Raw genomic sequence first — 18,225 nt, forward strand, 5'->3', positions numbered from 1 at the left:
CTCTGCGTGCGCCCCATCTGTGACGACGTCACTTATTTCGATGAAAATTTTTTATTGTCGGATGATGCCTTATTCCATGCGGGTTAGATGCGGTTTTTGATTATTTCTATCTGTCTGATTTTGCCGCAGAAACTGGCGCTTATCGACAAGCATTGCTATAAGTCTAAGCGGTGCTTTCCAGTTATTCACTGAAAAAGCATCTGCTAATAGTCATTTTAACTGCAATTTAACGGGGTGAAGGATTTTCGTATGTGTGCGTTTTTGACACTGCGCCGCCATCCTGGGAATGACATCACCACATCGAACGATTTTTTGAATCAGGGAGACACTGGCTATGCAAAATGCATCGCTCGCCCGCCGCGCTGGGCTGGCTCTGCTCGCAATTGTTGCGGTGATTGCCCTGCTTGTTTGGGGGCTGGGGCTGAATACGCTGCGCGACCGCCGGGAGGATTTGATTTATCTCGGGCAGCAGCATCTATTTTTGGTGTTTTGGTCAATGTTCTTTGCGCTGCTGGTGGGGATTCCCAGCGGGATCCTGCTGAGTCGTCCGTTTGCCCGTCGCTGGGCAGAGTACGTGATGCAAATCTTCAACGTGGGTAACACGTTGCCTCCGCTGGCGGTATTGGCGCTGGCGATGGTGATTGTCGGTATCGGCGATCGTCCCGCGCTGATTGCCCTGTTCCTCGCCTCGCTGCTGCCGATTGTGCGTAATACTTTTGCCGGTTTAAGCGCGGTACCGCCGTCGCTAATCGAAGCCGCCAACGGTATAGGTATGACGAAGTTTCAGCGTTTGCGTCAGGTGGAAATTCCTAATGCGCTGCCGGTGATTCTGGCAGGCGTGCGCATCGCCACGGCGATTAACGTCGGCACAGCGCCATTGGCGTTCCTGATCGGCGCCAGCAGCTTTGGTGAACTGATCTTCCCCGGCATCTACCTCAACGACTTCCCTACGCTGATCCTCGGCGCCGTGGCAACCGCGCTGGTTGCGCTGGTGCTCGACATGCTGCTTGCAGCATTGGGACGTTATCTCAGCCCGCACTCTGCGGCTTAACACAAGGAGTTTTGTGATGGCCACTGCCAATAAGCTGGCGCGCTGGGTAAAACGTACTGCGCTGGCACTCACCGCGACGCTGGCAATCAGCCAAAGCGCCGCTGCCGCAACACCAATCACCATGGCAACCAAGAGCTTTACCGAGCAGCACATCCTCTCCGCGATGACGGTGATTTGGTTGCAGAAGAAAGGTTTTCAGGTGATCCCCAAAACCAACATCGCTACCACCATCGGTCGTAACGCGATGATCAATAAACAGATTGATATGACGTGGGAATACACCGGCACCTCGCTGATCATCTTTAACCACATCAATAAGCCGATGTCGACGGAAGACGCCTATAAAACGGTAAAACAGCTGGATGCGAAGTTGGGACTGGTTTGGCTTAATCCGGCACCGATGAACAATACCTATGCGTTTGCTATGCAACGCGATCGTGCGGAGAAAGAAGGCATTAACACCATGTCGCAACTGGTGGCGAAGCTGGAAGAGGTGCGCAAGAACGATCCGGATCATAACTGGAAACTGGGTTTGGACCTGGAGTTCTCAGGCCGTTCCGATGGCCTGAAGCCGTTGCAGAAAGCCTACAACATGCCGCTCGATCGTCCGCAGATTCGCCAGATGGATCCCGGTTTAGTCTACAACGCGATTCGCGATGGCTTTGTTGATGCGGGTTTGATCTACACCACCGATGGCCGTGTGAAAGGGTTTGAACTCAAAGTGTTAGAAGATGATAAGCACTTCTTCCCGAGTTACAACGTCACGCCGGTGTTGCGTCAGGATGTGCTGGAGAGCCATCCAGGCTTGGATACGGCGCTTAATCAGCTTTCCGCATTGATTAATGACGAAGCGATCACCGAGATGAACAAACGTGTCGATATTGATCATCAGTCGCCGCAACAGGTGGCGCGTGATTTCCTTCAATCTAAGAACATGCTGTAAGGAGGCGCTGTGGATACCTTGCATTACATCATGAATAACTGGCACACCTTGATGTCGCTCACCTGGCAACATACCTGGCTGGTGCTGGTCGCGGTGGGTTTCGCCATTATCGTTGGCGTGCCGCTGGGCATTTTGATTGTGCGCTTTAAATGGCTGGCTACGCCGGTGCTCGGCATCGCCACCATTGTGTTAACCATTCCAACCATTGCGTTATTTGGTTTGATGATTCCTCTGTTTTCAATGATTGGTCAGGGCATTGGCGCCCTTCCCGCGATTACTGCGGTGTTTCTCTACTCGCTGCTGCCGATTGTGCGAAACACCCACACCGCGCTGGAAAATCTGTCTCCCGGACTGCGCGAAGCCGGTCGCGGGATTGGCATGACTTTCTGGCAGCGTCTGCGCTGGGTGGAAATTCCGATGGCGCTGCCGGTGATTTTTGGCGGTATCCGTACGGCGGTGGTGATGAACGTCGGTGTGATGGCGATTGCCGCCGTGATTGGTGCGGGCGGTTTGGGCCTGCAACTGCTAGACGGTATCAGCGGCAGCGATGTGCGCATGCTGATTGCCGGTGCCTTGATGATTTGTTTGCTCGCGATTGTGCTTGATTGGCTGCTGCACCGTTTGCAGTCGGCGCTGACTCCTAAGGGGATTCGATAATGATAAAACTGGAAAACCTGACGAAAACCTTTACGCAAAAGAACGGCACGTCTCTCAATGCCGTGGATAACGTCAGCCTGGAAGTGCCTGCCGGAGAAATGTGTGTGCTGCTCGGCCCATCGGGTTGTGGCAAAACCACCACGCTGAAGATGATTAACCGCCTGATTCCCTCCTCAAGCGGCAGAATCTTGATCAATGGTGAAGATACCAGCGGACAAGATACCGTTACCCTGCGCCGCAATATTGGTTACGTAATCCAGCAGATTGGTCTGTTTCCGAACATGACCATCGAGGAGAACATTACCGTGGTGCCGCGCATGCTGGGCTGGGATAAGAAGCGTTGCCGCGAACGCGCTACTGAATTGATGAGCATGGTGGCGCTCGATCCGACCAAGTTCCTGCATCGCTATCCGCGTGAAATGTCCGGCGGTCAGCAGCAGCGTATTGGCGTGATTCGCGCATTGGCAGCTGACCCACCGGTATTACTGATGGATGAACCTTTCGGCGCGGTCGACCCGATTAACCGTGAAGTGATTCAGAACGAATTCCTGGAGATGCAGCGTCAGTTGAAGAAGACCGTGATGCTGGTTAGCCATGATATTGATGAGGCGCTGAAGCTCGGTGACCGCATTGCAGTGTTTGGTCAGGGCAAAATTGTGCAGTGCGCCAGCCCGGATGAGCTGTTAGCCAAACCAGCGAACGACTTTGTTGGCTCCTTTGTCGGGCAAGACCGTACGCTGAAACGTTTGTTGCTGGTGCAAGCTGGCGATGTCACCGATCAGCAGCCGACCATCACCGTGCAGCGTAATACGCCATTGCAGGACGCTTTCGCTACCATGGACGATAACGATATGCGCTCGGTTACGGTGGTCGATGAAGATGGCAAGCCACTGGGATTTGTGAAGCGTCGTGAAGCGCGCGGATCCACGGGCCGCTGCGAAGAGATGCTGCATACCTTTAAAGTGACCGGCAAAGCGGAAGAGAATCTGCGCGTGGTGCTGTCGAAGCTGTATGAGCACAACACGGTGTGGATGCCGATCGTCGATGAGGAAGGTCGTTATAGCGGTGAGATATCGCAGGATTACATTGCCGATTATCTCAGTTCTGGACGTACGCGCCGTCGATTGAATCCATAAACCGCACGATACTTGAAACGCAGGAAGAGGCGGCAGAGGAGTAAAGTGTCCCGCGCCATGGATGGCGCGGGCCAAGCCCCAGGGATGGTTTATGGCGTCTTTACGATCTGCCGCCTCTTCTTGCGTATGCACCCTGCACGTTAATGCGACTCCTCAGCCGTTTTTGCTGCTACCGCTTCGTTACGCTCTGAAGGCAGCACGACATTCAAAATAATCGCCAGCATCCCGCCGGTGGTGACCGCGTGACCAAACAGGTTGCTAATCAGCGTGGGGAACTGTTTCAGCACATCAGGCACTGCTTCAACACCTAAGCCGATACCAAACGACACGGCAACAATCAGCATCTCGCGACGGCCAAGCGGCGTTTGCGTCATCACGCGGATACCGGCCGCCACCACGCTACCAAACATCACGATGGTCGCGCCGCCTAGCACCGGCGGCGGAATCTGCTGCAGCATGGTGCCAATCGCCGGGAACATACCAAGCAGCACCAGCATCACGCCGATAACCATGCCAACGTACCGGCTGGCGACGCCGGTCATCTGGATGACGCCGTTATTTTGCGCAAAGGTGGTGTTGGGAAATGCCGAGAATACGGCGGCGAGCAAACAGCTGATGCCATCGGCAAAAATACCGCCCTGCATGCGGCGCTCAAACGCTTCGCCTTCAATCGGCTGCTGCGACAACATGCAGTTCGCCGTGAGGTCGCCTACCGCTTCAATCACGGCAATCACCGATACCAGCGCGATGGGAATGAAGATGGTCCAGTCAAAGGCAAAACCAAAGCGGAACAGTTCTGGCAACACCAGCCACGGCGTATCGCCCATTGGTTTGAGGGTGAGATGACCGGTTAACGCTGCGGCGATACAGCCCGCAGCAATGCCGGCAACCACGGCAACCAGCCGCGTCCAGCGATTTTGCGAACGGTTAAGTACAATAATCACCAGCAGCGTCAAGGCGCCGAGCGCCAGATTGCCGGGTGCGCCAAAATCGCTGGCGTTATGGCCACCAGCCCAATCGGTGATGCTGACTTTGATCAGGCTGATGCCAATCAATGTGATCACGGTGCCGGTGACCACCGGCGTCAACACTTTGCGCAATGGCGCGATGCAGCGGCTGATTAACATCGGAATCATCGCCGCCACCAGGTTACAGCCAAAGATCATCGCCATGATCTCTTCAGGCGATCCGCCGCGCGCTTTGACCATTAACCCGCCCGACAGAATCACACCAAGAAAGGCAAAACTGGTGCCCTGCAGGCAGATCATACCGGCACCAATGCCCATAAAGCGACGCGCCTGCAGGAAAGTACCCAGACCGGAAACCAACAGCGACATACTGATCAGATAAGGGATCCACGCTTGTAATCCCAAAACGGAACCAATAATCAGCGGCGGCGTAATAATGCCGACGACGCTGGCCAGCACATGTTGCAGTGCGGCACAAAATGCAGGCAATGGACCGATGCGGTCATTCAGCCCATACAACAAACCTTTCTCATCTGATTGCGACATACAGGTGCTCCGGCAAGATATTCATCAGAGCAGCTGATGCATGAATCACGCCAGAGAAGAGTGTTCAATAAAATGCAGGGAGTAAAGGATTGAATAATAGAGGAATTAATTCGTTAAAAGGATGGCTGAATCTGAATCATTAGATTCAGCCATTGATCATTTGCGGCAATTTGTTTCATCAGGCCGCAGGCTTTGCACTGTTGTCGTGCGTAAAATTCTCATTGAGCAGCGAAATATCCAGATAACCGCTCAATTCCCGCTGCTCTGCACGCGGCAGGTAAGGCAACTCGCCTAATAAAGGTGCACCTAGCTTGCCGCTCAAAACATCAATAATTTCAGCGTAATGCGCCAGGCCGGGATTAATACGGTTTGCTACCCAACCCGCCAGTTGCAATCCATCCTGCGCAATGGCTTCGGCGGTCAGTAAAGCATGGCTGATGCAACCTTCCTTAATGCCCACAACCAGCACAACCGGCAAATGCTCCTGCCGCACCCAATCGGATAAAGGCTGCAAGTCGTTCATTAAACTGCGCCAGCCGCCGGTGCCTTCCACCACCACGCGTGCCGCGCGCGCCTGCAAATCTTTCAGACTGCGAGTGAGTAACGGATAATCAATGCGCTGTGTCGGGCTGGTGCTGATTTCATCCTCTTCCAAAGCGATAGGATTAACGGCGGAATAAGTGAGAGTGACGCCCGAAACCTGCTGCAACAGCAGTGCATCTTTATTACGTAAGCCTTCGGGTGTGCGCTGCGCGCTTTTGGCGACAGGTTTGAAACCTGCGGCGCAGATATTCGCCTTGGCAAAGCACTGTAATAACGCGCGAGATACCACGGTTTTACCCACCGCGGTGTCGGTACCGGTGACAAAAAGCGTTTTCACCATTCTCCTCCTTCATTGAAGCGATGTGTAACGTGCGAAGGAGGCAGTTTAAGGAAATGTTTTCGCGGGCAGATTGCGTTAGGACAAACTTAAGGCGAGCTGTAATTATCCCTGCAACAGTTTTACCAATAAATGGCCGCTATAAAGCGCGTCTTTTATCAGGGCTGCACCGCCAAAAGTACCGGGATCGCTGAAAGCCGTTGGTGTGAGCTGGATTTCACTGCTGTAAGCGGGCAACGCCTGCTGACGAATGGTACTGCTCACCGCAGGGAACAGCACATCGGCGGCTTGATTTAGCGGCGAACCGATAAGAATTTGTTGAGGATTAAAGATGTTAACCATCATCGCCAGCATCCTGCCAATATGATGTCCGACGCCAGCAATAACATCACGCGCCAGACGATCGCCCTGCTGTGCGGCGGCGCATAAGCTCTCAATCGTCAGCGGTGCCTGATGCAATAAACTGTCCGGCTGCGATGGCAAGCGCTGGGCAGTGAGAGTAAGCAAGCTTCCGATGCTGGCGACGGTTTCCAGACAACCATTATTGCCGCAATAACATTGCTGGCCGTAAGGATCGATTTGCGTATGACCAATCTCCACTAGCGTACGACCATTTTTATGCAGCAGTTGTCCGCCGCTGATCACGCCCGCGCCGACGGTTTCATCGATCACAATCTGAATCACATGCTGTGCGCCGCTGGAAGCACCAAACAGTGCTTCGGCTAACGTCCAGGCAGAAATATCATGCTGCACGAATACCGGCAAACCGGTGCGTTGCGCCAGCGTTTCTCCCAGCGGCATATCCTGCACGTCGTAACCCGGCATACGATGTACCACGCCAGAAGCCGCGTTGATCAATCCCGGCAAAGTAATGGCGATGGCGGTCAAACGCTCCAGCTTGCTTTGATGACGAATAAAGAAGTCATTCACCAGATCCAGCAAGGTTTGCAGCAGCGGTTTTTCGGCGCTGGCGTGCAGCGGCAAGCGATCTTCCTGCAGCGCGCGGCTGCTGAGATCGCGCAGCGTCAGCGTAATGTATCCGGGCTGAATGCGTACGGCGAGATAGTGCCAGGCAAGCGTATCAAGGATCAAACCAATCGCTGGACGACCGCGACTGCCCGGTTCCTGAAATTCGGTTTCCTGTACCAGATGGGCATCGAGCATTTCACGCACGATTTTGGTAATGCTGGCGGGTGCTAACTGGGCACGTTTAGAAAGCTCAATACGCGAAATCGGGCCGTAAAGGTCAATCAGTCGGTAAACCACACCTGCGTTGGTCTGTTTTATCTGATCAATATGACCAGGTTGACTGTACAGATTCACGCCCTGCTCCCATTATTTTCGCGCTTCTAAATAAACAGCAGCTATGGTGATGCAGATTGACCAGCAGCGTCAAATATTTGATTAGAAATGTGATTTATCGCACATAAAGTTTATGCCCTGCTTCACCCGCTGGTTCAATTCTCCGCGTTTTGGAGCATCAGCGACATCATATTGGTCATTTGTGCCGTCGGTTCTCGCGTCGCCGACCAGACCAGCCAAACTTCAGAAATCGCGTCGCTTTCCTGCAAAGGGATCCACACCACATCGGCCAAACGCGCACGGCGGAACGATGCCGGCAGAATCGACACGCCGAGTCCGGTCGCCACCAACCCCAGAATGGTCATCGCCTCGCCCACTTCCTGAGTAATAAAAGGTTTGATTTGATACCGATGCAGCAGCGCCAGGATCTCACCGTACAACGCGGTGCCGCCTTGCGGATCGAAAAATACAAACGGCTCGTTGGCTAACGCCTGAATGGAAATCGACTCCGCATCGGCCAGCGGATGCGCCCAATGCACTACCGCGCACAGCGGCTCACGCAGTAACACGCGATGCTGCAGATCGCTAGGCAGCGGCGTATTGCGCATCACACCGAGATCCAGCCGGTCGTCATGAAGGGGCGCAAGCTGCTGGCGCGTGTTGTTTTCCTGCATATGAATGTGCACTTGCGGCCAACGCTGGCGGAATTGATACAACGCATCTGAAACCAAACCAGTAAACGGCGCTGACGAGGTAAAGCCAATGCGCAACTCGCCTTCCTGACCGGTGTGCACGCGTGCGGCGCGGCGCGCTGCCTGTTCAACCTGCAACAAAATGCCACGCGCATCCTGCAAAAACAGCGCGCCAGCAGGCGTGATCTGTACGCTGCGATTGGTGCGGGTAAACAGCTGCGCGCCAATTTCCTGTTCCAGCTGCTGAATCTGCTGGCTCAACGGCGGTTGCGAAATATTCAGGCGCTGCGCAGCGCGGCCAAAATGCAGCTCCTCCGCGACAGCAATGAAATAGCGTAGATGTCGTAATTCGACATTCATATTTTAAACGTCTCATTTGAGATTATTAATATATTGTACAACCTATTAACCCTTTCCTACAGTAACGCCATAATGGTTCAAACGAGGATGTTCCGTGAGTCGCTCTTCCCAGGCGGTGATACTCGATGAAGACGAGTTGTCCGTAAAGCCTGCTTCAGCTGCAACCCCTTCAGAATGGATTGAACGCGGATCGCCGCAGTTTATGCGCGTGACGCTAGCGCTGTTCTCCGCTGGTCTTGCCACTTTCGCCTTGCTGTATTGCGTACAGCCGATTCTGCCGGTGCTTTCGCAGCAGTTTGGCGTTTCTCCGGCGCAAAGCAGTATTTCTCTCTCGCTCTCCACCGGCTTAATGGCGTTAGGATTGCTGTTTACTGGGCCGCTGTCGGATGCAATTGGCCGTAAATCGGTGATGGTTACCGCGCTGTTGCTCGCCGCCATCTGCACCTTGATTTCCGCTACCATGAGCAGCTGGCAAGGCATTTTGCTGATGCGCGCGCTGATAGGTTTATCTCTGAGCGGGGTTGCGGCGGTTGGTATGACCTATCTGAGTGAAGAGATTCACCCACGCGTTATCGCCTTTTCCATGGGGCTGTATATCAGCGGTAACTCGATTGGTGGCATGAGCGGACGCCTGTTAACTGGCGTATTGACCGATTTCTTCTCGTGGCGTGTTGCGGTGGGTGTTATTGGTTGCTTCGCGTTGGCGGGCGCGCTGATGTTCTGGAAAATTCTGCCTGCATCTCGTCATTTCCGCCCGGCGTCGCTGCGCCCGCGCAGTTTATTAATCAACTTCCGTCTGCACTGGCGCGATAAAGGTCTGCCGCTGCTGTTCGCAGAAGGCTTCCTGCTGATGGGCGCGTTCGTCACGCTGTTCAACTACATCGGGTATCGCCTGTTAAGTTCGCCGTGGTCACTGAGCCAGGCGGTGGTCGGATTGCTGTCGGTGGTGTATCTGACTGGTTCATGGAGTTCACCAAAAGCGGGCGCGATGACCAGCCGCTTTGGGCGCGGTCCGGTGATGATCGGTGCAACAGCAATAATGCTGGCGGGATTGCTGCTGACGGCGTTTAACTCGCTGTGGCTGATTTTGCCTGGCATGATGCTGTTCACCGCCGGATTCTTTGCGGCACACTCGGTTGCCAGCGGCTGGATTGGCCCGCGCGCGCGCCGTGCTAAAGGCCAGGCATCGTCACTTTATCTGTTCAGTTATTACGTCGGTTCCAGCGTGGCCGGTACCTTGGGCGGCGTGTTCTGGCACAGCTACGGCTGGATGGGCGTAACACTATTCATTAGCCTGCTATTATTAATGGCTTTGCTGGTCGGCTGGCGTTTGCAGTGCCGGAAACTGTAATACCTTTCATCTGTCAAACGGGGCTAATGCGCCCCGTTCTCATCTCAAGTGTATGCCATACGGCGATCTCACAGTCCCAGATAAAACAAAACGGCTATTCGTCGCTATAATTCATTCCATTCCAACAATAGTTAGACTTTTTTTATTTCACAGCAATGAGGTCGTTAGATGGGACTCTATTATTACGTCGATAAGCACGCCGGCTATAACGACAACCATGTAGTACATGCAACGGGATGCCCGTTTTTACCCACTGATGAGGCACGCCGTTTTCTTGGTACATTCTACACGCCAAATGCCGCCATCCAGCAAGCACGTAAATTTTATGCCAGCGCGCTGGGCTGCGAGCACTGTTGTCCGGTTGGGGTAAAAAAAAACATGACGACTCAAAATAGCGTGGCACTAAAACACATGGTGAGACTCTGATAATCATGATTTGAGAGTGGTAAGGTGCCCCCGCTATTTTGTTAAGCACCGCTGAGGCGTTTCATAATAACTATAAATTTAAGTGTAATAATAACTGGACCTTAAGACGTTCATTGCGGCGTCAGGTCCAGTCGCCTCTTCCCTGATTTCATCACTCCTGATTACTCTCGCCTTCATACCAGAAAGCGTAATAACCTCAGGCTATTAACAACGCCTTCCACGATAAAAAATAATCAGTAATAAAAGCCCGACAAACGGTTTCCCTTCGCTCATTAATGCTCCACAATAGCGGCAATTTGTGACTCCGGTCACTTTCTGGGGTGCCTTTTCGCCCTTTCACTCGCCGTCTGACAGATTTGAACTCCATGCAATCTACTACTGTTTCCCGTAAAACGGCCTGGCTACGCGTTGTTCTGCTGGCTATTGCTGCTTTTGTCTTTAACACCACAGAATTCGTGCCTGTCGGTCTGCTGTCAGATATCGCCGCCAGCTATGACATGAAGACTGCCGATGTTGGCATCATGTTGACCATCTATGCGTGGGTCGTCGCACTATTGTCGCTGCCGTTGATGCTACTGACGCGCAATATCGAGCGTCGCCTGCTGTTGGCCGTGTTGTTCATCGTGTTTGTCGCCAGCCATGTGCTCTCGTCTGTGGCATGGGATTTCACCTCGCTGGTGATCTCGCGCATTGGTATTGCCTTAGCGCACGCGGTGTTCTGGTCAATTACTGCTTCGCTGGCCATTCGCGTGGCGCCTGCGGGTAAGAAAACTCAGGCGTTGAGTATGCTGGCAACCGGTACCGCGCTGGCAATGGTGCTGGGCGTACCAATTGGGCGCATCGTCGGTCAATATCTTGGCTGGCGCACCACCTTCGGCATGATAGGTTTGTCTGCATTGGTGTTGCTGATTTTGCTGATGCGCATCCTGCCGCGTCTGCCAAGCGAACATACCGGTTCACTGAGCAGCGTGCCGATGCTCTTCCGTCGTCCGGCGCTGGTAGCAATGTACGTTCTGGTTACAGTGGTGGTGACGGCGCATTACACCGCTTATAGCTACATCGAACCGTTCATGCAGGTGGTTGCCAATGCGGATGATAATTTCACCACCCTGCTTTTACTGCTGTTCGGATCGGCGGGCATCATCGGCAGCGTGTTGTTCAGTACGCTGGGCAATAAATTCCCGTCGGCGATGCTGATCGCCGCGATTGCGATGATCACGCTAAGCATGGGCTTGCTGGTGTTTGCCGCCGTACGTCCCGCTGCGATCACCGTACTGTGCATCGTTTGGGGCATGGCAATGATGATGATTGGTCTGGCGATGCAGGTGCGCGTGCTGGCGCTGGCGCCGGATGCTACCGACGTCGCAATGTCGCTGTTCTCTGGTATCTACAACATCGGAATCGGCGCAGGTGCGCTGCTGGGTAACCAGGTCAGTTTGCATATGCAAATGTCGGACGTCGGTAACGTCGGCGGCATTATTGGCCTTGTTGCACTGTTCTGGTGTATCGCTATCTTCCGCCGCTATCCTCAGTTGCGTTCCAACGGATAAGAAAAAAGGCTTCAGAAGGGTTATCTTCTGAAGCCTTTTATTCACTTCTTACAGAATGCTTAATCGCACTCCGCTCAATTCTCTTAGTTATAAATTACTGCTGTGCCATTTAGCTTGTTGTTGCCAGAGGTCGAAGTGATGCGGAATGACTTTGCTCCGGCAGCATTGGCCTTTTCCGATAGCTGATTCTCCAGCGATGTCAGGTTGGTGCTACCTGATGCGCTAACCACACCAATTTGCTGTTGATCGAGTGGCGCTTCGTTTACCAGGTCTGCAGCCATGCTACCAAACGCGATTGAGGATAATGCTACAGCGGCCAGGGTCAGTTTGATGCTTTTCATAATTTTGCTCTCTTAAACAGATGAATTAGGTTCGGTCGCGATTAAGTTAACAACCGTTAATTAAATGCTACTGCCGAAAGGGTGCGCGCGTCAATCATTTTATTAACGGTCATTATTTTAATCGGAAGTGGCGTGATTATGGGCTTCCCAGCCCTTTTCGACTTATCCATTTGGGTGCTTTCGACAGTTAAAAGCACAAACGGGCAAAGACGAACAGGCTCATTCCGGGCTGCGCTTGCATATTTATTTAATGATCGGTAATTTAATTGGGTGTTTCTAAGCTTTGAGGTGCCCAATGACAGAATTGATCGATGTAGTGAACAGGAAAACGCGCGGTCGCCCGAAAGTGTTTGATCGCAATGATGCCCTGGACAAGGCATTGATGTTGTTCTGGGCGCATGGTTATGAAGGCACGTCCTTGTCCGAATTGGTTAACGCAACCGGCGCGAAAGCCCCAACCCTTTATGCTGAGTTTGAGAATAAAGAGGGTTTATTCCGTGCGGCGATGCAGCGATACATTGAAACCTTCAGCGCACAACGCAACGCAGTGCTGAACGATGATGCATCAGACGTGAAAACGGCAATTGAAGCCTATTTTCGGGCAACCGCCGCGTGCTTCACAGAATGTGATAAGCCAGCAGGCTGTTTCTTCATTTGTACGTCGAGCGCGCTCTCTTCCGGCTCGGAAGAAGTGGCGCAAATGCTGGCGCAGCAGCATCATGCGCAGGAATCAGCGTTAAAAGCTTTCCTTGATACCCGGCAGCAGCGCGGCGAGTTACCGCAATGTGCCAATAGTGCAACCTTAGCTAGCTATCTGGCGTGCTTACTTCAGGGAATGTCGGTACGTGCTCGTGAAGGAGCTAATCGTGAGGATCTTGACCAGATTGTGGATACGCAGATGGCAATCTGGCCCGCTCTGGCGGGATATTGTGAGTTGAGCACCAAATAAATTTCAGGCCGACTTCCCTTTCGGCCTGAAATTATTGCCTCAATACGAATAGTGAGACGAGCGAGCGTTAAGGCAGGAAAAACATCGGTTTTAACGCCGCGCTCACCGGACTGTTATCCGGATTCGATGGCATTAAATCCTTCATGGATGCCCACCAACGCTGACACACTTCCGTTTTTGCCACGGCTTCCCAGCGCGCTTCAGACTCAATTTCTACACTGGCAAACAGCAGATTGCGTTCAGCATCAAGCCAGATAGCGTAATTGTGCGCGCCATGCGCTTTTAACGTCTCGGCCAGCTCCGGCCAAATTGGCGTGTGACGGCGCAGATACTCATCGTGGCAGTGTGCATGCACCTGCATCACAAAGGCTTTACGCAACATCGCTGCGCTCCGCCTGCAGAGCGGCTTGCCACGGCTTAACGTTGAAGCGTTCACCCAGCGCGATCAGTTGCTCAGTGGTGATGCTTTGACGAATGCCACCCATCGACAGCGCTTTCACCACCACTTCGGAGGATTTCTCCGCAGTGTCGATCAGGCCAAAGGTCTCATCGAGGTTTGGACCGGCGCCAAAGATGCCATGGAACGGCCACATCACAATGCTGTGGTTTGCCATCGCGTCTGCTGTTGCCTGGCCGATTCCGTCAGTGCCTGGCACCATCCACGGCAGAATACCGACGCCATCCGGGAACACCACCAGACACTCGGTACTGCCTTCCCACAGCAGGCGTGTAAAGCGTGCGGAATCCAGATCGACCACATAGCTCAGCGCCATAAAGTTGGTGGCGTGACAGTGCATGATCACGCGATCAATGCCGTTTGAGACCTGCTTGCGCACGCTGTGTGACTGGAAGTGAGCTGCCAGCTCTGACGTTGGCAGGCCACCGTTACTCAAGCCCCAGTGGATTTTGTATGACAAGCCTTTGTCATCGACCTGCAACAGAGCCAGACAATCAGCCGGGTCGATCTGTACATTACGGAAAAACTTACCCGATCCGGTGACCAGGAACCAATCATTGGCCAGTGCTGGAGCAGGTTTGGTCAGCTCAATACAGCGCGGCTCAGCATAGAAATCACCGGCGAAATCTTTAACTTCTTCCGGCAGTAAACGTAAGCTGACGTTGCCGCCGTTACGCTCATCCCAGCCCTTCAACCACATGTCGCTGGTCGCTTTAACCATTCCCTGAACAAAAGCGGAAGAGAGAATATTTTGCATGGTGTGTCCCTTAACGTTGACGCAGTGTTTGTTGTTCATAATGACGGACTTCGCTCAGCCAGCTGGCATCAGCAGGGACATCGTGGCGCAGACACCAGGCTTCCCACACCGCTTGCCACGGCAACGATTTTTGTTCTTCCAGCATCGCCAGGCGACCGGTGTAATCCCCTTCGTTCTCTAGCTTGCGTAACTGATCGGTAGGTTCCAGCAGCGCACGCAGCAACGCTTTTTTGGCATTGCGTGTACCAATCACCCACGCTGCGATGCGGTTGATAGACGCATCAAAGAAGTCGAGACCGATATGCACCTTGTCGAACAGCTTGTGGCGCGCGATCTCGGTGGCGATAGCCTGGGTTTCATCGTCGAGAATCACCACGTGATCACTGTCCCAGCGCACCGGACGGCTTACGTGCAGCAGCAGACGCGGCACATAAAGCATCGCCGTGGAGATCTTGTCGGAAATTACTTCGGTTGGATGGAAGTGGCCGGCATCGAGAGTTAGTGCGGTCTGGCGGCTGCTGGCATAACCCAGGCAGAATTCATTGGAGCCCACGGTGTAGCTTTCTGCACCGATACCAAAAAGTTTGCTCTCTACCGCATCGATGTGATGCGCAGGGTTGAGCTTTTCACTGATTACTTCATCAAGCGCACTTGCCAGGCGTTGACGCGGTGCAAGGCGATCGACGGTGAGATCTTTCATTCCATCCGGCACCCAGATGTTCATAACAGATGCAGTACCCAGTTGCTCACCAAAGTGTGCCGAGATGCGACGGCTGGCCTTGCAATGATCGATCCAGAACTGGCGAATCCCTTTATCGGCGTGTGACAAGGTAAAGCCATCGGCGCTCAGTGGATGGGAGAAGCAGCTTGGATTAAAGTCGAGGCCCAACTTGTGCGTCTTAGCCCATTCCACCCAGTTGCTGAAGTGCTTCGGTTCAATCGCATCGCGATCAACCGGCTTATCGCTCTCCAGGTAAATTGCATGCAGGTTAAGGCGTTTTGCCCCCGGAATGAGTGACATCGCTTTTTCAACATCAGAACGCAGCTCATCAGCATTACGGGCGCGGCCCGGATAGTTACCGGTGGCCTGAATACCGCCGGTCAGTTCACCGTTTGGATTTTCGAAGCCTCGCACGTCATCGCCTTGCCAACAGTGCATCGAGACCGGAATGCCATCCAGCTGTGCCATTACCTGTTCCACATCCACACCGATGGCGGCGTAGCGTTGTTTGGCCAGTTCGAAGGCCTGTTCAATCAGCTTAGTCATATGCAAGTTCCTTAGCAGGTTGGCTGAGCGCGGCAAAGCGTGCCTGATGGGCAGCGAAGGCGCTGTTGTTCAACGGTTCAAATTTTTCTAACGGGAAGTTTTGGCTAATGCAGCGGCGTAAATCGCTGACGTCTCGCAGTTCGCCTAAGGCAATGAGCTGGCAGCCGACGTTACCGAGCGTTGAGGCTTCAATTGGCCCGGCTAATACCGGCAACTCGCAGGCATCGGCACACAATTGGTTTAACAGTGGGTTCTGACTGCCACCGCCCACCACATGCAGCTGACGCAGCGGTGCAGCGCGCAATGTGCCGAGTTCGCCAATCACCTGGCGATAGAGCAAGGCCAGACTGTCAAAGATGGTGCGGGCCAGCGCGGCAGGCGTCTGAGGAACGGGCATGTTCTGTTCGGCGCAGGCGTTCTGAATCTCCTGAACCATGCTGTCTGGATTGATAAAACGGCTGTGATTTGGGTTAACCAGCGCACGACAGGCAGGTTCATTTTCAGCGTCTTTGATCAGCGAGCAGAGATCGGTAATGTGCAACTCGGTGCAGACACGTTGCAGCAGCCACAAACCCATAATGTTTTTCAGAACACGGTAGCCTTCAGCACCACCTTCATTGGTTATGTTGGCATTGAGCGCCGCCGTGCTGACACAAGGCTGCAAGCTCTCAATCCCCATCAGCGACCAGGTTCCCGAGCTGAGATAAGCGGCATCATCCTGCATTAACGGCGTGGCCAAAACCGCACTCGCTGTATCGTGTGTCGCCACCGCGATCACCGGAATGTTGTTGCCGCTGGCGCTGGTCCAATAACCAACGGTATTGCCTGGCGAGGTTGGTTTACCGAACCATTTAGCCGGTACGCCAGCCCAGCCGAGTAAATCGCTGTCCCATTCACCGCTGTGAATATTGAGCAGTTGTGTGGTGGTGGCGTTGGTGTATTCCCAGTTCATCTGGCCCGTAAGGCGATAGTGCAGATAGTCTGGAATCATCAGCGCATGCTGCACTGTTTCCTGCCAATCTGGCTGCTGTTGATGCAGCGCGTGCAATTGATAGAGCGTGTTGAAAGGCAAGAACTGAATACCGGTGCGCTGATAGATCGCACCTTTGCCGAGATCATTAATGGCCTGAGCCATATGCCCTTCCGTGCGCTTGTCGCGATAGCTTACCGCCTCGCCGACGCGCTCACCGTTGGCATCCAGTAACACCAAATCAACGCCCCAGGTATCGATGCCGATGCTGTCCGGCACAATACCTTCATCATCTAGCTGGGTCAGCCCTAAACGAATCTCCTGCTCCAGTCGATCCAAATCCCAACAATCATAATCTGCACGGCGCACACGCTGATTGGTGAAGCGACGGACTTCGCGCAGGCTGATCTGCTGATTCGCTGAACTCCATTGTGCGAGCATCACGCGCCCGCTGGATGCGCCTAAATCAATGGCAACAATGTTACGCATACTCATGGCGTGTTCTTCCTGTGATGAGATGACTACAGATTAGAAATCTCTGCTTTTTGCCACCTTCCCCTTACTGCCAGTGCGTAATAGTCGCTGGCACGCTAACAAAGAAGTTCGTGAGAAAGCTCACAGAACCACACAAGAAGAGAGATGTGAGCCTTGCCGCATTTCCGTCAATCACTGGTGAGATCTTGAAAAATTAGCCATTTTCCTGCGCCACTAAGTTGAAAATTCAAGGTAAGGTGCGGGGCGCCTGCGTAGACTCGGCAACAGTTGAGCAAATAAAGAGGCGAATCATGACCGTTCTACATAGCGCAGATTTCTTCCCGGAAGGGAATTACGCCATCGCCATTGAGCCGCGCGTGCCGCAGCAGGCATTTCCGGAGCACCATCATGATTTCCATGAAATTGTGTTAGTGGAACAAGGTTCTGGCATTCATGTGTTTAATGGTCAACCACAGGCTTTATCCGCAGGATGCGTGTGCTTCGTGCGCGATCACGATCGCCATCTTTATGAGCAAACGGAGAATTTATGTCTGACCAACGTGCTGTATCGCAGTCCGGCGGCATTCCGTTTTCTCTCGGGTTTGCAGGAACTCCTGCCGCGCGAAGAAGAGGACCACTACGCGTCGCACTGGCGCATTAATCACAAGGTAATGGCGCAGGCCCTGCAAATCGTTACGCAGATGAAGCAGCAAGATGCATGGTCGTTGGAACGGCACGCACGTCAGGAACAACTTTTTCTGCAACTGTTGGTGTTGTTGCGCGAAGCGGCTCACAACGATCAATCACAGGATCAGGAAGCCCGCTTACATCGGTTGCTCGACTGGCTCAATGAGCACTACAGTGAAGAGATTGTGTGGGATGCCTTAGCCGATCGTTTTTCATTGTCGCTGCGCACCCTGCACCGCCAGATGAAGCAGCAAACCGGCAATACACCGCAGCGTTACCTGAATCGGCTTCGCCTGTTACAGGCGCGGCATTTACTGCGTCATAGCGATATGCGCATAACAGACATTGCCTACCAGTGCGGATTTGGTGACAGCAACCACTTCTCCACGCTGTTCCGGCGAGAATTTGGCTGCGCGCCCAGAGCGGAGCGCCAGCAGATGCTATAACTGGAGCGTTTCCTC

The 18,225-nt window shown here is 53.4% G+C and carries 18 protein-coding genes; 9 read left to right on the plus strand and 9 right to left on the minus strand.

Annotated elements, in window-relative coordinates:
* The first annotated feature begins 334 nt into the window (after positions 1-334).
* From ACXIZX_RS09200 to osmV, 4 genes are read left to right on the plus strand one after another with little or no spacing between them, the layout of a single operon-like run.
* The gene (locus ACXIZX_RS09200) at positions 335-1,051 is read left to right on the plus strand and encodes an ABC transporter permease (RefSeq protein WP_008108907.1); all 717 of its coding nucleotides are present in this window, start codon (positions 335-337) and stop codon (positions 1,049-1,051) included.
* 16 nt (positions 1,052-1,067) lie between these two features.
* On the plus strand, positions 1,068-1,994 hold the full coding sequence (locus ACXIZX_RS09205) for a glycine betaine ABC transporter substrate-binding protein (RefSeq protein ID WP_479404027.1): 927 nt from the start codon (positions 1,068-1,070) through the stop codon (positions 1,992-1,994).
* A 9-nt stretch (positions 1,995-2,003) separates the two neighbouring features.
* Positions 2,004-2,651: an osmoprotectant ABC transporter permease OsmW gene (gene osmW / locus ACXIZX_RS09210; protein ID WP_008108902.1), complete on the plus strand. Its 648-nt coding sequence runs from the start codon at positions 2,004-2,006 to the stop codon at positions 2,649-2,651.
* The gene (gene osmV / locus ACXIZX_RS09215) at positions 2,651-3,787 is read left to right on the plus strand and encodes an osmoprotectant ABC transporter ATP-binding protein OsmV (protein ID WP_061718847.1); all 1,137 of its coding nucleotides are present in this window, start codon (positions 2,651-2,653) and stop codon (positions 3,785-3,787) included. Before osmW ends, osmV begins: the two co-directional genes overlap by 1 nt.
* A gap of 140 nt (positions 3,788-3,927) precedes the next feature.
* Here the strand turns inward: osmV and ACXIZX_RS09220 are convergent, their stop codons facing one another.
* The 4 genes from ACXIZX_RS09220 to ACXIZX_RS09235 form a co-directional block, all read right to left on the minus strand.
* Positions 3,928-5,301 carry a nucleobase:cation symporter-2 family protein gene (locus ACXIZX_RS09220; protein ID WP_154156195.1) on the minus strand — a complete coding sequence of 458 codons (1,374 nt, stop codon included), beginning with the start codon at positions 5,299-5,301 and terminating at the stop codon, positions 3,928-3,930.
* A gap of 178 nt (positions 5,302-5,479) precedes the next feature.
* Entirely contained in the window at positions 5,480-6,184 is a 705-nt protein-coding gene (bioD, locus tag ACXIZX_RS09225; protein WP_179450796.1) for a dethiobiotin synthase, read from the minus strand.
* A 102-nt stretch (positions 6,185-6,286) separates the two neighbouring features.
* Positions 6,287-7,504, minus strand: coding sequence for a sugar metabolism global transcriptional regulator Mlc (gene mlc / locus ACXIZX_RS09230; RefSeq protein ID WP_179450794.1), 1,218 nt, complete (start codon positions 7,502-7,504; stop codon positions 6,287-6,289).
* 134 nt (positions 7,505-7,638) lie between these two features.
* Complete coding sequence (locus ACXIZX_RS09235) at positions 7,639-8,535, minus strand: LysR family transcriptional regulator (protein ID WP_061718843.1); 897 nt, start codon at positions 8,533-8,535, stop codon at positions 7,639-7,641.
* 94 nt (positions 8,536-8,629) lie between these two features.
* Here ACXIZX_RS09235 and ACXIZX_RS09240 point away from each other — a divergent pair, with 94 nt between their 5' ends.
* The 3 genes from ACXIZX_RS09240 to ACXIZX_RS09250 all read left to right on the plus strand — a co-directional run bounded on the left by ACXIZX_RS09240 (position 8,630) and on the right by ACXIZX_RS09250 (position 11,862).
* The gene (locus ACXIZX_RS09240) at positions 8,630-9,886 is read left to right on the plus strand and encodes an MFS transporter (protein WP_179450792.1); all 1,257 of its coding nucleotides are present in this window, start codon (positions 8,630-8,632) and stop codon (positions 9,884-9,886) included.
* 168 nt (positions 9,887-10,054) lie between these two features.
* A complete protein-coding gene (locus ACXIZX_RS09245) occupies positions 10,055-10,312 on the plus strand; it encodes a hypothetical protein (RefSeq protein WP_008108886.1) in 258 nt (85 codons plus the stop codon).
* A 365-nt stretch (positions 10,313-10,677) separates the two neighbouring features.
* Positions 10,678-11,862, plus strand: a complete 1,185-nt coding sequence (locus tag ACXIZX_RS09250) for a sugar transporter (protein ID WP_061718841.1) — start codon at positions 10,678-10,680, stop codon at positions 11,860-11,862.
* Between the two features lie 83 nt (positions 11,863-11,945).
* On the opposite strand, the gene bhsA is transcribed toward ACXIZX_RS09250, so the two are convergent.
* On the minus strand, positions 11,946-12,203 hold the full coding sequence (gene bhsA / locus ACXIZX_RS09255) for a multiple stress resistance protein BhsA (protein WP_479404028.1): 258 nt from the start codon (positions 12,201-12,203) through the stop codon (positions 11,946-11,948).
* 295 nt (positions 12,204-12,498) lie between these two features.
* Between bhsA and ACXIZX_RS09260 the strand changes: the two genes are divergently transcribed.
* A complete protein-coding gene (locus ACXIZX_RS09260; RefSeq protein WP_479404029.1) occupies positions 12,499-13,152 on the plus strand; it encodes a TetR/AcrR family transcriptional regulator in 654 nt (217 codons plus the stop codon).
* A 67-nt stretch (positions 13,153-13,219) separates the two neighbouring features.
* On the opposite strand, the gene rhaM is transcribed toward ACXIZX_RS09260, so the two are convergent.
* Genes rhaM through rhaB form a run of 4 tightly spaced genes read right to left on the minus strand, consistent with a single transcriptional unit; the run spans position 13,220 to position 17,098 of the window.
* On the minus strand, positions 13,220-13,534 hold the full coding sequence (gene rhaM, locus ACXIZX_RS09265) for an L-rhamnose mutarotase (protein ID WP_008108878.1): 315 nt from the start codon (positions 13,532-13,534) through the stop codon (positions 13,220-13,222).
* The gene (gene rhaD / locus ACXIZX_RS09270; protein WP_479404030.1) at positions 13,524-14,366 is read right to left on the minus strand and encodes a rhamnulose-1-phosphate aldolase; all 843 of its coding nucleotides are present in this window, start codon (positions 14,364-14,366) and stop codon (positions 13,524-13,526) included. Before rhaD ends, rhaM begins: the two co-directional genes overlap by 11 nt.
* Positions 14,367-14,376: 10 nt before the next feature.
* On the minus strand, positions 14,377-15,633 hold the full coding sequence (locus ACXIZX_RS09275; RefSeq protein WP_008108874.1) for an L-rhamnose isomerase: 1,257 nt from the start codon (positions 15,631-15,633) through the stop codon (positions 14,377-14,379).
* Complete coding sequence (gene rhaB, locus ACXIZX_RS09280) at positions 15,626-17,098, minus strand: rhamnulokinase (protein ID WP_179450784.1); 1,473 nt, start codon at positions 17,096-17,098, stop codon at positions 15,626-15,628. The genes ACXIZX_RS09275 and rhaB overlap by 8 nt, the downstream gene beginning before the upstream one ends.
* A 290-nt stretch (positions 17,099-17,388) precedes the next feature.
* Here rhaB and rhaS point away from each other — a divergent pair, with 290 nt between their 5' ends.
* On the plus strand, positions 17,389-18,210 hold the full coding sequence (gene rhaS / locus ACXIZX_RS09285) for an HTH-type transcriptional activator RhaS (RefSeq protein WP_008108870.1): 822 nt from the start codon (positions 17,389-17,391) through the stop codon (positions 18,208-18,210).
* The last annotated feature ends 15 nt before the right edge of the window (positions 18,211-18,225 follow it).

The sequence above is a fragment of the Candidatus Pantoea symbiotica genome, assembly GCF_056491525.1.